Annotated in this window: 23 protein-coding genes; 1 reads left to right on the top strand and 22 read right to left on the bottom strand. The window is 59.3% G+C overall.

All coding sequences use genetic code 11. The annotated features are described in order from the left end of the window. Window positions 1-2 precede the first annotated feature (2 nt). Complete coding sequence (locus QPK29_RS20875) at window positions 3-701, top strand: hypothetical protein (protein ID WP_371770920.1); 699 nt, start codon at window positions 3-5, stop codon at window positions 699-701. Between the two features lie 19 nt (window positions 702-720). On the opposite strand, the gene QPK29_RS20880 is transcribed toward QPK29_RS20875, so the two are convergent. From QPK29_RS20880 to QPK29_RS20985, 22 genes are all read right to left on the bottom strand, one after another. Next, window positions 721-1,290: a hypothetical protein gene (locus tag QPK29_RS20880; protein WP_371770921.1), complete on the bottom strand. Its 570-nt coding sequence runs from the start codon at window positions 1,288-1,290 to the stop codon at window positions 721-723. Window positions 1,291-1,434: 144 nt separating this feature from the next. Continuing rightward, window positions 1,435-2,016, bottom strand: coding sequence for a plasmid fertility inhibition factor family protein (locus tag QPK29_RS20885; RefSeq protein ID WP_371770922.1), 582 nt, complete (start codon window positions 2,014-2,016; stop codon window positions 1,435-1,437). A gap of 8 nt (window positions 2,017-2,024) precedes the next feature. Next, window positions 2,025-2,390 carry a hypothetical protein gene (locus tag QPK29_RS20890; RefSeq protein ID WP_371770923.1) on the bottom strand — a complete coding sequence of 122 codons (366 nt, stop codon included), beginning with the start codon at window positions 2,388-2,390 and terminating at the stop codon, window positions 2,025-2,027. Between the two features lie 15 nt (window positions 2,391-2,405). After that, complete coding sequence (locus QPK29_RS20895) at window positions 2,406-2,882, bottom strand: hypothetical protein (protein ID WP_371770924.1); 477 nt, start codon at window positions 2,880-2,882, stop codon at window positions 2,406-2,408. 17 nt (window positions 2,883-2,899) lie between these two features. Next, a complete protein-coding gene (locus QPK29_RS20900; RefSeq protein ID WP_371770925.1) occupies window positions 2,900-3,121 on the bottom strand; it encodes a hypothetical protein in 222 nt (73 codons plus the stop codon). Between the two features lie 87 nt (window positions 3,122-3,208). Continuing rightward, the gene (locus QPK29_RS20905; RefSeq protein ID WP_371770926.1) at window positions 3,209-3,835 is read right to left on the bottom strand and encodes a hypothetical protein; all 627 of its coding nucleotides are present in this window, start codon (window positions 3,833-3,835) and stop codon (window positions 3,209-3,211) included. After that, complete coding sequence (locus tag QPK29_RS20910) at window positions 3,832-4,731, bottom strand: nucleotidyl transferase AbiEii/AbiGii toxin family protein (protein WP_371770927.1); 900 nt, start codon at window positions 4,729-4,731, stop codon at window positions 3,832-3,834. The genes QPK29_RS20905 and QPK29_RS20910 overlap by 4 nt, the downstream gene beginning before the upstream one ends. A gap of 110 nt (window positions 4,732-4,841) precedes the next feature. Continuing rightward, entirely contained in the window at window positions 4,842-5,153 is a 312-nt protein-coding gene (locus QPK29_RS20915) for a hypothetical protein (protein ID WP_371770928.1), read from the bottom strand. Next, window positions 5,150-6,697: a DNA methyltransferase family protein gene (locus QPK29_RS20920; protein WP_371770929.1), complete on the bottom strand. Its 1,548-nt coding sequence runs from the start codon at window positions 6,695-6,697 to the stop codon at window positions 5,150-5,152. Before QPK29_RS20920 ends, QPK29_RS20915 begins: the two co-directional genes overlap by 4 nt. Window positions 6,698-7,022: 325 nt before the next feature. Then, entirely contained in the window at window positions 7,023-8,141 is a 1,119-nt protein-coding gene (locus QPK29_RS20925; protein WP_371770930.1) for a GIY-YIG nuclease family protein, read from the bottom strand. Window positions 8,142-8,566: 425 nt separating this feature from the next. Continuing rightward, entirely contained in the window at window positions 8,567-8,905 is a 339-nt protein-coding gene (locus QPK29_RS20930; RefSeq protein WP_371770931.1) for a hypothetical protein, read from the bottom strand. A 423-nt stretch (window positions 8,906-9,328) separates the two neighbouring features. Then, window positions 9,329-9,760, bottom strand: coding sequence for a hypothetical protein (locus QPK29_RS20935; protein WP_371770932.1), 432 nt, complete (start codon window positions 9,758-9,760; stop codon window positions 9,329-9,331). 25 nt (window positions 9,761-9,785) lie between these two features. Then, window positions 9,786-9,956, bottom strand: coding sequence for a hypothetical protein (locus QPK29_RS20940; RefSeq protein WP_371770933.1), 171 nt, complete (start codon window positions 9,954-9,956; stop codon window positions 9,786-9,788). A gap of 59 nt (window positions 9,957-10,015) precedes the next feature. Continuing rightward, a complete protein-coding gene (locus tag QPK29_RS20945) occupies window positions 10,016-10,258 on the bottom strand; it encodes a hypothetical protein (protein WP_371771133.1) in 243 nt (80 codons plus the stop codon). Between the two features lie 45 nt (window positions 10,259-10,303). Then, complete coding sequence (locus tag QPK29_RS20950; RefSeq protein ID WP_371770934.1) at window positions 10,304-11,005, bottom strand: hypothetical protein; 702 nt, start codon at window positions 11,003-11,005, stop codon at window positions 10,304-10,306. A 762-nt stretch (window positions 11,006-11,767) separates the two neighbouring features. Continuing rightward, a complete protein-coding gene (locus tag QPK29_RS20955; protein ID WP_371770935.1) occupies window positions 11,768-12,223 on the bottom strand; it encodes a hypothetical protein in 456 nt (151 codons plus the stop codon). Between the two features lie 783 nt (window positions 12,224-13,006). Then, on the bottom strand, window positions 13,007-13,159 hold the full coding sequence (locus QPK29_RS20960; RefSeq protein ID WP_371770936.1) for a hypothetical protein: 153 nt from the start codon (window positions 13,157-13,159) through the stop codon (window positions 13,007-13,009). 74 nt (window positions 13,160-13,233) lie between these two features. Next, window positions 13,234-13,536, bottom strand: a complete 303-nt coding sequence (locus tag QPK29_RS20965; RefSeq protein WP_371770937.1) for a beta/alpha barrel domain-containing protein — start codon at window positions 13,534-13,536, stop codon at window positions 13,234-13,236. Window positions 13,537-13,552: 16 nt separating this feature from the next. Then, window positions 13,553-13,783 (bottom strand): hypothetical protein, encoded by a 231-nt coding sequence (locus tag QPK29_RS20970; protein WP_371770938.1) that lies wholly within the window; start codon window positions 13,781-13,783, stop codon window positions 13,553-13,555. A gap of 13 nt (window positions 13,784-13,796) precedes the next feature. Then, complete coding sequence (locus QPK29_RS20975; protein ID WP_371770939.1) at window positions 13,797-13,988, bottom strand: hypothetical protein; 192 nt, start codon at window positions 13,986-13,988, stop codon at window positions 13,797-13,799. An 18-nt stretch (window positions 13,989-14,006) separates the two neighbouring features. Beyond that, entirely contained in the window at window positions 14,007-14,234 is a 228-nt protein-coding gene (locus tag QPK29_RS20980) for a hypothetical protein (RefSeq protein WP_371770940.1), read from the bottom strand. Window positions 14,235-14,265: 31 nt separating this feature from the next. Then, window positions 14,266-14,436 carry a hypothetical protein gene (locus tag QPK29_RS20985; protein WP_400189817.1) on the bottom strand — a complete coding sequence of 57 codons (171 nt, stop codon included), beginning with the start codon at window positions 14,434-14,436 and terminating at the stop codon, window positions 14,266-14,268. Between the last annotated feature and the right edge of the window lie 109 nt (window positions 14,437-14,545).

Below are 14,545 nucleotides of genomic sequence, written 5' to 3' on the forward strand. Positions count from 1 at the left end.
ATATGACAACCCCAACAACAACGCAGCTGGCCGGCAGCGTGGTGATCTTCTCCGAGATCGAGGCCATGAGGTCCGGTGGCGGTTTCTGGTCCAACAATAACGGCTGGACGGTGCTCGCCGACGCCACGCTGTTCACGCACGAGGAACGCAGGACCTTTGGACTGCCATTTATCCTGGCCACGCTCCCAGACGCGAATTGGCTGGCCGGTAGCGACGCCGAGCGCGCGAACCTCGCAGCCAGGATCAAGACGGCACTGATTGAAGACGGCTTCGCGGTGGCGCTGGCGCCGGATGGACGTTGGTACTCGGCCGACGAGCAGGATCGCGACGAGGTGACAGAAGGCGAATATCACACCGAGAACATGGCTTGGCGCGACCTGGCCGAATCCAGGCGCCATGTGCTCGAAGAGGCCGGACTTGACCCCGCTGGCGCGTTCCCTGCGGTGACGTCGAGCATGCAGATGGCGATGCAGAAGAAGCACGTCTCCCGCGACGCCGCGACCGTTCTTCATACGGTCTCGCGCGAGGGCGAGGAGCTCGAGCTGCGCGTGTGCGGCTGCGGCACCGGCGCCTATTTCGAGTGGGTCGACCATCTCGGCGACCCGGTAGGCGATGTGTTCACCGAGATGGATTTCGACAAGGTGGAAGAAACGCTGGCGCTGATCGACCGCGATATCGCTGCACCCGGCGCCACGCTTTAGCGAAATCGCTCCACCAGCACTACCGCAGCTTGTCGCAAGCGGCCTGTTGGGCGGCTCGCGCCTGCGGAGTGGCATCGACCATTTTGATTAGCTGGCGGACGCACTTGCGCCGCGCCTGGGCCGCGGCCAGCCGGCCGCCAACATTCGACTCGTGGCACACCTGATCGTTGTACTGCTCGATCGCCAAGATCACTGGCACGTCGGAATGTGCAGCGTCCGCATAAAATGCGTCCAAGACCTGGGCTCCATTCGGTAGGGAGCTCGCCTTTGGGGTGACGCCGCGAAAACGGATGCCACAGAGGCGCAGGTTGGCGCGCAATCCCGGCTTCGACTTCAGCTGCGCGGCCGACACCACACCACCGCATTGCGTTTCCCCCGATACGTGTCCGGCGGTTTGTAGCCCGGTACAGATCCCGTCCAGGTACGCCGCTTTCTCGGCCGCCGACTGCTGCAGCCACACCTGGGCGTCCGAACCGATCTCAATCGGCGCGGCTTGCCCGAGCGTGCACAATGCAAGGCTCAATGCGCCCAGCGCCATGTACCTGCGGCGAGCTCGCCGGACGGCGGCTGCTTCGAAGAGTTTCTTCACGATCTTGAACGAGTGGTTGCAAAGCGACAAGTCTACCGACTTTCGTCGTTCATTGCCGATCCGACATCGAAGGCCACTGTCCACCCATCAGGTGCTGACGCGGTTGCGGCCCGCACCCTTCCCCCGGTACAAAGCGGCGACGGCCTAAGCCGCCTTCAACGTCGACAGTACAATGGGCTGAGAATTCTCGCAGCCCGCGAACTCGACCAGCAAGTCGGCGGCTCGGCGCTCGCAAAGCACAGGGAACGATTTCGCGCCATTGGAGAGCAGATAAATGGTCCTCGTGACCCCGTTGACGAAGCTCAGGCAGGGATCGCCCGCACGCACGACTATCACTTCGCGCTTGAAAAAGTGGAAGCGAGATTCATACTCGACGATGTCCGACGAGGAACGCCGGCACGAAACTTGCGCTAGAGGGACCGGGTTTTCCGCACCATGCGAAAAGCCGTCGACGGCATACGAGTACTTGTAGTCTCCCGGCCATGTCTCGGGCGTGTTGAGCGCAACCTCCCGGTGGCTGCTCAGCGGCTGGCGCCAGAGCTCAACGAACCGGGCCGCATCGACCATCACGACGACGTAATAGTCACCTTCCTGCGGTAGCTGGGCCTGCATGTGTACCGTTCGTCCACCGTCCAGTGCGACCTTGAACGTCGCTGCTTCCAGCCAGCCAAACAGCTTGCGGACACCTGTGTAGGCCGCCCCTTCTGGCGCCACGATTTCTTGCATATTCTTCCCTACTTTCTTGCTCGGTCAGTCTTCTGGCTTGATGTCATCAACTTGTGCACCGAATGGAAAGCGCCGCTGATGGTCAAGAAAGCCAGTGTGTACAGGGCCAAGCCGGTAACGTAGTACGCTGGCCATTGGAACAGTACGGCGGCGCCGTCGCCCCATCTCGGCGGCTTGTCCATCCAATAGCCTGAAAGTCGCTCGATGCCGAGGTAGTCAATCAGGAGGCCCAGCAGGTAAATCGGGTGCCGGAAATCGCCCACGATAAATCGCCACATGACGCCGATAGTGAGGAGCCACGCAACCAGTTGCGCTGCCGTATAGGACAAGGCATATACGCGCTCGCCGATTTCAACTTTACCTTCAACCTGCATACAGTTCTTTCACGTTCACTTCATAATGGACTGGCCCAGCGAGAGCCGGCGCGAGATCGAGAACAAAACGCTGCGCTCCGCATCGTAGTCTGTATCGTGCTGCCATTCTGCCCAGCCAACGATATTCGCTTTCGGGCCTGGCCAGATATTCCCGCGCGGCCTAGCGACTTCAGTAACACGTTTCCCGTCGACGTGCAGCAGTCCCCACCGTGCCGGCAGTTCGTCGGCTGCTATCAGGCCGGTCGGGCAGATGTAGAAGCGGTACAGCCCGATCCCCCCTGCGGCGCGATGCGGCTTCTTCCGGTCTGCAAGGAAGTCGGCGCGGCTCACCTTGGATTCGATCGTCGCTGAGCACTGCGAACGAAAGCCGATCACGTCGGCGCGCTCTCGGCATCCGAGCGCCGTCAGGTCGGTCGCGACAACGGCGAAGCCATTGCGCTTCAACCAGACCGCGCCGATACTGGCCAGCTCGTTGTGCAATTCGCTCGGCATGGACTCTCCCGTGAGGGTCAGACCGATGCCGCGCTCATCAGGGCGGCGACCTCGTCCGCGCTGATCGTTTCCAGCGTTTCGGAACATTCGTCGCAGCCCAGGAAGAACAGGCACTCGACGTCATTCGTGTTGAGACGCCCTTGTTGGACGTTTGAACGGTTCACGATCGAGGTTTGCCAGGTCAGCTTGGTGCTGCCGCACTCTTTGCAGCTGGTGAATGCCGTTGCTCCGATATTCATGACACTCCTAACCCGGTTGATGATGAGCCCATTATCCCGGTTCGGTTCCAAGTCTCGCCAGCATCCCACGGGACTGGGACGCTGGCACTATCGGCAGCGGCCCCAGTCCACTTCTTCGTCCGGATTCATCGCCAGATCGCCCAGGCCCAAGGCTTCGCAGGCAGCAGCCCACTCGGCTCGATCGCGATCGGTCACTTCATCCCAGTAAATGTCGTCCGGCGCCAGGCCGCACGCACCCCAACCTTCGCCGCGGACCATCTCGGCAAGTGCCCAACTCGGGGACAGCATAGCCACGCCACGCGCGTCGGCGCGCACCATGCCGGGCGCCAGCAGCTTGAACCAACCAGGGGGCCTGGGCTTCACATCGAAATGCTCGACCTGGTAGGTCGGCTCGGCCGAGTTCACCGCTACCTCGGGGCGATATGGGATCTGCGTGGTCCAGCCGGCGCGCCGCAGGATCTCCACGCCGACCAGCACCGCTGATGGCATGGCGAGGCGCAACCCAGCTTCCCAGTCGGGCTCCCGACCGACCACCAGGTTCGCGAAAACGTCACTATGACCGCCCAGGCCGGCTACCAGGCCGCGGCGCTTCCACAGGTACAGGTAGTGCGAGGCCGTCTTCGAAGTCCACTGGAACCGGACCGTCAGCTCGGCGCCGCGGAAGACGGCGGGCAGCAAGGCAAGGCGCTCGTGTGCCGAAATCGTCTTCTTCATGGTGCTGGCGCGCCCTCGTCAGGCTCGGGCTCGGCTTCGGCGGCCGGGCCCTCGTCCTCAGTATCGGCCAGCGCCCGCATGCTCTGCACGCCGCGATCGAGCGCCAGCACGGATGCTTCAATCATCGTGCGCACCTTATCGTCCGTCAGCGGCCACGACGGCGGCAGCCAGCGGCGCAGGTCGGCCTTCACCTTGTCCGTGGAACCGAGCAGCTCATGGCGCCGCGCTGCGGCCTTCTCAAGCCAGTTCTGTGGCGTCTCGTTCGGGTAGGTGGCCAGACGGACTGCCAGGTCTTCTTCGGTGCATGCCTGCGCTTCGCCGCGCTCGGCCAGCCAGTACAGGTCGAAGACGTCCCGTGGCTTCAAATACGGGCGAGCGGCCACCGCGAACACCTTGTCGACGAAGATCTCTTTCAGCTCGAGCGTCGGCACGAACGCCTGGGCGCCGGCGGCGCGGCCGACGATCAAGCGAACAGGGTGGACGGCCGTGGCCAGGGGCCTGAGAGCGTCGTCCGGCGCCGCCCAGAGCTCGACCTTGACGCGCACGGACCCAAGCACACCCTCGCCGCTGACCGCGACGTCGAACACGTGCGGGTTGCGTCCGTCCTTGGGCGTGGTGACGCTCAGCGCCATGTCGGCCGGCAGCCAAGGCGTGCCGGCAAGCCGCGACTGGATCGACGAGCCGATCGAGCCCAGCTTCAGCGAGTCGGCCACCAGGAAGTCCAGATCTTCGGAAAATCGCGGCGAGCCGTGCACCAGGTGCAGGCTGGTACCGCCCTGGAAGATCAGTTCGCCCGGCGCCCAGCGGCGCGATGCCATCAAGGCCTCCAACACGGCCACGTGCAGCGCCTGACGCAGATCGAATGCCTCAGCTGGCGCAAGTTGTCGTTTTCCCATACATCCTCCTGTTTTGGAGTTTATCTAAAGTTCTTTAGATAAACTAGGAATTTTTCAATGCGGCGACCTCGTTCAGCCGCGCCTGCGATGGCAGAGCCGAGCACCCGAAATCAAATCGGCCTGTAGTTCGCGGTCTCGCTGTTATCGGTGATCCACTCAGGCAGCCCGGCGCGCATGCAAGCCGCGATCGACGCGGATCCGTCGACCCGATCGGGAACCACAGGCACCAAGGTCGCCCCGACTGGGCGCCCTCCCTCCCACCCGGCCATGAACGCCTCAGCCGCATCGACACTTGAAAAGGTCACGGCGCAGTCTTGATCGACCGGATCTAGCTTGGACCAGAACCCAAGTCCCAGGCATTCGCCGATAAAAACGCCCTCTTCTTCGCTATAAATTACGAACGCCATGTCGAATCCCTTCATTGCATCGTGAGCGCGAATGGCTCTTCCTCTTCGCCTGCCTGGGTATCTTCGTAATGGAAGTCCTCGGCAGCTCGCGGCACGTTCACGTCGCGGAAGTCGAGGCGGACGGTCGGTACGCCGGTACCGGATTCCTGGAACGCGCCGGCCTCGATCGCCGTCACGGTCGCGTCCTGGGAGGCCAGGAATTCCTTGAACTGGGCGTGCGCCTTCGTTTTCCCGTCAAGCCAGCTCGTGGAAGTGATCACCGACAGCGCGCCGCCCGGCCGAATGAACTGCAGCATGTGCTTCACGTGCTGAATGTCCTGGTTCCGGGTGAAGGGAGGATTGGCCAAGACGGCATCGAAGGTACCGATCTCCTCTGGCGTCACGCTCAGGAAATCCTTCTCGATCACGTCGTACCCCTGGGCGCGGAGCTTGATGGCGTTGACGTTCCACGCCTCGATCACCACCACGTCGGCGCCCATCTCGCGCGCGACATTGGCCAGTGCGCCGGTGCCGGCCGACGGCTCCAGAATTCGCTTGCCGCGCATCGTGCCGAGCGATTTTCGAATCTCCTCGGCCGCCTCGATCGCCTTGCTCTCCGGCGTAGCAAAGAACTGGTACTCCTGCTGGAAATTGACGGTCTCGCCCGCGACCAGGCGGCGGAGCAGATCCGCGCAGTCAATGCCCTCGTCGAAGGCGAAATGCTTGTTGCGGCCGGTGATGTAGCGCCCACCTGCCTTGCCCAGGCGCTGGCTGATTTCGTCGTAATGCTGCAGCTGCTGCGCCGGTAGCTGCAGCTTCAATCCGGAGACAGTCAGCAGCGCCAGCTCCTGCTCGATCGTGGGCTTGGCCGGGGCCGGCGCAGCGGCCGAGAAGCTCGTCGCGGGCTGCCTGGCGCGCTCGGTTGCGGCCTGGCCGACCAGGCGCGCGCGCAGCTGTTCCAGCTGTTCGTCGGACACGGTGCCGACGTACCTGGAGCCGATAATGCGGTTGTATTTCAGGTAGATCCGGCCATTCGGAATAACCGCCAGGTAGTACTCGGTGGGAATCGCAGTCTTCTCGCTTCCGTAGATCATCCCTCGCGCCTCGACGTAGTCGATGAGCTCGTCGCTCACTGGCGCATATGCGGTATGCCCGGTCCGCCAGCCCGATTCCACCGGCAAGTTCACGTACACGTGGTCCGCCGGTCGCGTCGCCGTTGGGCTATCTAGCTCGCGGCGCAGGTGGATGGAATCGACCAAGCGCTGCAGGCCATCGTCAACCATGCGCCGGCAGAGATCAGGGTCGATGAACTGAATATTGACGTCCCAACCTCCGTTGGCGAAGGCGAGATGTTGAATCTCTTGGAACTCGGTGTCTTCGGCAAGGCCATTGCTCGACGTGCGCAGCGCGCGTTCGATATCGGCGCCCGAGAGCCCCTGCATGCCCGCAGCGAGGAAATCGTCAGCGGTCGCAGTCACGCGCGGCCAGCGGCCGTGGTGCCGCTTGAATTCTTGACAGTAGCCGAGGATATCGTTCAGTGTCAGGCGGCGGTCGGGAGTAATGAATGGCTGGGTGGGCATGGCGTCCTCGCGTAAATGGTCGCCGCCATATTGCCCAGTCGTTGCAGGCGTGGTTGCTCAGCTTTTCCACACCCACCTTGCCGGAGATCAAAAAGCTCTCCCGCATTTACCGCTAGATTGAAATTTTGAGTCGATTACGCGGAGGGATGATGGGTATCACCGGGTGGATTCATGAGAGCGACCGGGCCGCCTGCGAGGACCTGGTCGATAGCCAGGCACCGCGCCCGGTTCTTTCAATGCCGCAGCCGCGTCGAGCGCAACGCGGGTACTGCACGGCCTCTTCCGTCCGACTCAGCTACAGCAGCTTTGTACAGCACTCGGGAGATCAGCCTATTCGTGCGTAGGTTTTTCCATCCAAGACTCGTTTCACTTGATCCACGTTTTTCGCCCCGATGCGGACGTAGATCTCGTCGGGCGTGTGGTAGTTGGCGAGCTCACGTATTGCCTTGACTTGGACGACGGATAAGCGCCCGTCCCGCCCGCAAATCTGCGCTATTGCCCAGTCGTTGTCCTTCCACCTTTCGGCGACCCACGGCGCCGGCAATCCCAAGCGTGGATGGTCATTCAGCCACTTGTGCAGAATCTTGTCGCGGTCATCGGGTAGAGGAACAGCGCCTTTCGAAAGCAATCCGTTTTCGCGAAGGTAGCGTAGGCCGCTCTTTCCGCCTGGCACCATATTTAGCCGGCGCTTATCATCCCAATGGCCTTCCACCAGAAACTCTTCCGCCTCGTAGAGCTGCTCCAGATCGTCGGTGATAGCCATCACCTTGTGGTGCACGTACGTAAGTCGCCCACCGTCTTGCTCCTCTCGAAATCGACGATGGAAAAGCAATGGACTGCCCGTCCCAATCGCGCGACGGTGCTCGGACCAGCGCTTTTGCCAGCTTCGGGTGGACACACCAACATAAAAGTACCCATCGTCAGGATACGACGCACCAGCGCCGAAGATATGCTGGTAGAGGACGTATGCGCGTTCGGGGTAGTGCTTGGGCGATAGTAAGAAAACTGCGGGCACCGAAAATACAAGGCTAGGGCTCCTGATCGTGCTTTCGTCAATCTGCGTAGCTCCGCGCATGGCCGCAGCCAAATACGCGGGGTCAGTGACAACTTCCACCGAAATCGTAGGCCGGATAGCTAACTCGCCTTTGCCCAAGGCGCCGAGTCCGTATTCTGACTTGCGGTCCACAGTTCTGTGCCCATCCATGAGCTTCCGGAACGGAGCGATGAACCCCCGACGGTCGCTCATGAATATCATGCGCACCACGGGTATCACTTGGCCTGGCGTGAGCCTAAAAACACCATGGGGATTCGCAGCCACCCGCGCCCATTCCAACCCGTAGTCGGAGGCCCGTATGAAGTCTTCCAGCAATTGCTCAACCTCGCGCCGCCGTCCAATCATCGACTTCGGCGCTAGATGCTCCCACCAAGCCTTGTTTAGCTTCATCGAGTCACCTCCTATTCTTCAAAAGCCTGCAGGCCCGGCGCACTATTGGTGTCCCGTTTGAGAGCCAAGCTTGCACGTCTGCGGCTCCCACTCCCAAACCAGCGCCGAACGAGGCATCGCTTTACGGGGTATCACCGCACTCTAGCTGCCCTACCATCGCCGTGATGAAAGCTCAGAAAACGCTCTAGACCATAGAGGTGAACGGGGGCATCTGGCCCGATAGCAGACGGTCGACATGGCCCAGTGTACGACCTCGTTACTACCTGGACAAGGCGCCGCTGAGCGAGCTTGGCTGAGGTAGTTGTGGCCGACTATATTGTTCTGTGGCGAACTTTAATAGTTTGTGGCGAACGTTATTAGTTGGCGACAGCTGGTAGATCCGCATGGTTTGGTCGAGCGTCAGTGGCATGGCGTTTTCCGACGGGTTACTTAGCCATTGCTAAGGCAGTTGCACCAATGGCGTCCAAGTCGATCACCGAAGGGAAGTGAAGACTCGACGCCGCAAGCTCGCTGTCGAATTCTTTACGGACGCTTACCAGCCACTGCATCGAATCCACGATACGTTGAAGGCGCGTTGACACCCCAACTTCCTCGATGTCGTCGCCGGCCAGGTGCTCGATGTGGTCTGCGCAGCGCATGCAGCGTTCAGCTGCGGCCGGCACATGCTCCATCGCCAGCGTGCCACGATAGATCAGCGAGTTCAGTGCCTCGCTCACGTGCGCCAGATGGCGAATCGCCTGCATCGAAATTTTTCGTTCGGTCATGGTTTTTCGTTCTATTCAGTTGACGACGATTATGAGTTACTCTTCCATTGAAATTTGCATGCCTTGCAGAGATAGCGTCCTTTCGTGGCCACCGAGGCAAATCCACCTAATAGTAATCCCGAGAAACGATTGAACCCGCCTTCTTGAACCACTTGTGCTAGGTTGTCGATGACGTCGTTACTCCTGCACTTCGGGCATGGGCCAAGCGTCAACGCGGCATTTAACCGCGTAGCGTCAACAGGGTTCTTCATTGGTCGCCCGCAATGAATACAGGTTACCGCAGCATCAGAAATTTGCTTTGAACAATCGGGGCAAGAAATTAAGGGCATAGTTCCTCTATTGCTAACATTTTGTTGGCTTTGTCACTGTTTGACTCCCGTCGTGCGAGAGTTACTTACTGCCAGGTCTTTTCCGTGGCCATTGTTAACTTTTTGTGCGAGCACTGCATAAGGTGGCGGTGGTGCCTGCATCGCGGCCCATCGCCATCTGTCGATCGGATGACGGTCCCTGAATGAAGGTGTGCTCCTTCGTAAAAGAGTTCGGCTCGCCGTTCCATTCGATGACATGTCCACCACCCAGTGCTTCTTTGATCTGGTAGGTACCAGAATAGCGTAGGCCTAGTGTAGGGGCCACTAGGGAGTAATTGCCGCCGTCTCCGAGCGAGAGCTGGTAAGTTCCACAATCCCAATCTCGGGCAAGGTTCTGCTTGTAGATTTTGTCTGTACAGCCAGCGCTAGCCAGAGTAAGCCCGGCGATGGCGATGGCGATGGCATTGAAGATTCGACTGCTGGGTGTTCTGTCCATATATTTGTTCGTACAGTTTTTCAAATGCCGCTGGCTTTTGACTTGCAGCATGGTGCTCGGCGCTTTTCCTTGGCCGTTACTCGCGATCTTGGAACCAGGTCGCGAGGCCGACCAGTCCGCCCGCGATACACAGCGCGACCAAGCCGAAAAACGCGTTGCTGCCAAGCGTGAGGCGAGCGTCAGGAAAAAGCCAGATCGGTGCGCCCACCAAAGCGGACAGGCCCAAAATGAATGTGCTTCGTTTCATAGATGTTTTCCCCTTTCGTGACTCGACCATATTATATAAATGGTTTATATCATTTTCAGTCAGTCGGGGATCGGTTCGTTCGGGAGCCACATCAAGGCGCCTGTCGATTCGGTGCCGGCAACCGTAGTCCAGCTCTTTCCATACTCATCCACAGCAACACAACCGGGTTGCCAGCGCTCCGGGTTCCGCAGTTCGTTGACCCAGCTTTGCACTTCTCCGGCAAACAATACGACGACACCTCCCCGCCCGATATAGCCCCACTGTTCCCGCCAGCGCCGTGCTGTAGCCATGTTGTCGGTCATCGTCGTCACAGCATTTTCCGTTCTAGTTTGTTGAGAACACCAAGGCTAGTCACCGCGCCGGTGCGGAGTCATCCGCTTCCACTTTTCAAGCTCTGCCTTAGCAGCGTTAGGCTTAAGCACGGTCCCCCTGATATCGCGGCGATGAAGGTATCGAAGAAGTGCTATCTCAGCACTTTCTCTGGCATCCGCAATTCTTAGAGAAAGCTCATCGCCAAAGTCATCCGACGGATACATCGCCTGTTGCGCCGATTGAATGGCCGGAGAGTCTTCCGCCAGACTCAGGTGCTGATCGTGGAGAAGATCCAAGTAATCGTTTACGCGCCCAATGGCCTCGCGGACGGCACCATGAAAGACCAGCGTCGTTGCATGGATTGACGATCCCAAGAGGATACGTGCTTCCAATATCGAATCGTCGAGCGCTGCTATAGATGCTCCCAGGTCATCCAGTCGAGCACTGTAGACCGCAGCCTCAGCAAGCCGCCATTGTTCGTTGGCTGTGAAGTGCTTTGCCTCCTCTGGGGCCATCCGAACGTGCTCGTGGAGGTGAACCTTTCTTCTCGCGCGCCCAGCTGCTTTCGATACCTTGTGCAACTGCTTAATAACGTTGCGAATGACAGCGTAAGTCTCTTTGCCAACCAGGTCTCGCTTCCACACCTTTAGACCATACAATCCAAGGCTCATTGTCGTTAACGTGCCCAGTACGACGACTATATCTTTAACGACGGCCAGGTTTTCTGCGAACGGCATCTCTTTCCTCGTTCAGTTCAGCCGCTTCCACACGCACAGCGAGCAGCGCACCGTGTCGCAGTCATCGTGGTGTTCGGCCTCTTTTTTGCAGCGGCCGCAGTAACGTTTGAATGCCATATCTTTCCTTTGTGTGATGCGTCACACTTCTCTTCGATTTCGCGTAAGCGAAAGCAGCGCCCCTGTTTTCCGGTGTCACGTGGGTTGCTGAGTTTGGTCCGGCTCCTCGCCGGCCGCGAGGCGCGCTTTCGCGTTGGCGATCGCGTCGTCCTCCGTCGCACCGTAACCCTGAACGCCATTCGCCCAAGCCAGCCAGTAATCGGGCAGGTCCGGATGCCTGCCCTCGGGGTCGTGCAGCGTGCGAATGTAAAGGTCAGTCTTGATTTCTCGTCCCGTTTTTGTATCTTTACGCCATGTGTAAAGGCGGAATTTCCCGTGCTGGATGCAGAACGGAAAGCTGCTCAGATGAACTTAGCCCTTCTTCCTTCTCGCCTTATCGCCTTCTTTCTGTGCTTGGGTCCGGTCTCCACCACGATTACCACGATGGTCATGGCTACCATCTTGCTTGTTCTTCCCGTACGGCACCGCACCAGAGGCATGCCCGTCCTGGCGAACGTGCTCGTCCCTATTTCCACCGAATATTTTATCGAAGAGTCCCATATCTTCCTTTCGTTGACTCAAGTCATAAGGGCGACACCGCGCCGCTCCTTTCAGTGCCTCAGCCGCGTCGAGCGCGGCGTAGGCAATGCTGGGCGTCTTCCGTCCTCAAAACGCGATAACGACCGGGGCGACGCGAAAGCCGCCAACCCGGGTAAAAATGGACACTCTCCTGTCGCTTGAGCTGACCAAGACGTCCTGAGACGAATCGACGGTTGGGCAGGAGTGCAGCGTAGGATTTTTAAAGCCCAGTGCGACAAGCTTGTTGCAAAGCCATCTGCGTGCAGCTTCGGTTTCATCAGTTGTCGCCTGATCTTCATCCGGTGCCCCACCAAAGACGACAGGCGAAATTTGTGCTCGTTCCGCGACAGAAATTAAGGATTCGATACCGGCCAAAAAATCGTCTCCTGTCACCATTCTAGGATCATTGGAGTGCATCAGCGCACCTCCGCCCGATGTCACAAACGCGACCCCAATACAAGGACCGAAGCCGCTCGACTCGATGTCGTCAGGCTCGTTCACTGCAAATTCGTACATCCGGATTGTTTTCATTTTTCCGATCATTTGTCGTCATTAAATCGTGCGTCGAAAACGGCACGACAGATCCGCAGCTGCCGGTTTAGCTTCGACAGGGCCGAGAAGCACTCCGCTGTCCGGAACCCTGCTCGGATGCATGCCCGCAGCTCGCTCTCACCCAAGCGCACGACAAAGTCTTCGTGCTCCGGAGTGATCGGCTGGCCGAGGTTTCCGTAGAACGGACCAGGCGGGGGACACTTGCTCATCTGTATTCCTAGGTCGTGAGGTGAGTCTGCTTACTGCGGGAGTTCAGGTCTGGATACTCCGCGGCGAATTTTTCGGCCGCAGACGCCTCAAGTCCCTCAGCCCAGGCCATCGCGACTCGTTCTGCATGAGAGCCGGTACCAAATTCTAGTGCTCTCTTCCTGTTAACGTATCCAACCACCGTCCTATCGGCGAAGACTCGCCACGTGCGTTTTGACTGCCGACCTTGCCCGAACACCAGTGGAAGTTTTAATGAGATTTGCGCCAATTCGTAGTAGGCCTGTTCCGCAGGCGATTTAGTCATATTGGCGTCGTCCTAAACCAGGTTGCTCGGCAGAAGGGCGGCGCCGCACTCAGGGCACGCGGGCTTCATTTGCTCGAAAACCTCTTCCCAATCCGCCGAGCGGTTCGAGACCGAGTAAGTGCCGCCGACCAAGCCAACCAGGGTGTAGCTCTCCCAATTTGCCGAGTAGGGTTGGTCGTTCTCACTCATCCGAATCGCACCCTCGTGTCCGCAGTCGCAACGCACTGGATAGCTTATACGCGTCGTCATATTTTTCCTCGGCGTCAGCCCAGCGCGTCGATCTTCGCGTACAGGGCGTCGATTTCGGCCTGCATAGCGCGGTTCTCTTCGTCGTTCGCATCCATCTCATCCGATAGAAGGCTGATGCGCGCTTCCATCTCTTCTTTCGTCACCAGGTCAGGTGCTGCATTTCCCATCGTTGTGCTTCCTCATCGGCTTCCGGCCGGATCGGGGCGCCAGATCGGCGCCACGCCATTTTCCGTGGGTTCGGTTAGGGCCGTCCGATGGACACACCAGCCGGCCGAGACGCCCAACGCCTTTTTCGGTTCTCTTCGGCGTCGGGATCGATTTCCAGAACCAGGCGGTCCACCTCCGCTCGCAGCCGCGATGCCGACACATCGAGCAGGTCTTCGGCGATGTGCAGCGCCTTCACCAGGCCTTCGCCGTACTTCTCGACGAGAAGAGCCGCTAACTCAGGCGTCTCGGCGCCGCGACGGACATCGTTCTTGCGTTTGGCTGCATAGTCCCTCAACTCGTCCACAACTCGTTCTTGTAGCGCGGGCAATACGTTCATAATCGTTTTCCGTGGATTAAAACCGGCCGCAAACGGCGCGGCGAAGAACGAACATCCCGAACGTCGCGGTAAAGAACGAGGCCACGCCTGCTAAAAGGCCCAGCTCTGGCTTAGATCCGGGATCCAGCACGCCCAAGATCAAGCAGAAGATGAACCCCGCACAAGACCATTGAAAGATCGCCGCTGCTGCCTCAGGGCGCTTGGCGTCTCTGTCTAGGATGATCCAAAAGCTCTTACGCAAATTCATTGTAGTTTCCTTCCTAGAAGCCTGCGGCGCGCAGCGCACCGGTTTCGGCGAATCGGCCCGGCGCCACTTCCGCAACGAGGCCAAGCTCCTGCAAGCGCAGCATGCCGGCATGGTCAGGCGCCAACCGGTCTTGGTTATAACAGCTATCAGCGAATCGCTGCGCGAGCGCCGCATCGGCCGGGGCCAGAGTGTGGTTCATGGTCATGATCCTTTTCCTCGGCCGTTAGGCGGCGACGGCCTGCGCGACAATGCGCAGGAATGCCGGGCTGACGTTGTTGAATTGGTCGACCTCGGAAGCCAGCATTTCGCGCAGCGTACCCACGCGGCCGTGCGCGTTGTTCGCGAACGAATAGTGGCAATGCGGGCATCCCGTGTTCCGCTTCGGGATGGACACGGCGCAGGCCGGGCAAACCGTGCTGTCCATCGTGATCTTGGCGTTTGTGCGCATCATCGTTCTCGCTAAATGATTTATACCGTTTTCCTTACTTCGGTTCTTTGATCGCACGGATCGCCTGCTCTACCGCCGCCGTTCCAACTCGACGCGCTTTTTCTTCCACATCGGGATAGGTGCGCATCGAGAGGCGACCAGTGCGTTTCTGCTCGAGTGGGAGCGCAGGGCGTCCCGGCTTTTTCTGTTCAGCAGTGTTTCCCATAGGTATTAATGTACGCCATAAATAAGGATAATGCAAGCATTTATTGTACGCCATTAAATACCGTATAAGACTGCTATGCGCTCTGTTCAGAGGAAGTTTTCGCAGCTTG

The organism is Massilia orientalis (genome assembly GCF_030411975.2).
GTDB classification, from domain to species: domain Bacteria; phylum Pseudomonadota; class Gammaproteobacteria; order Burkholderiales; family Burkholderiaceae_D; genus Telluria; species Telluria orientalis.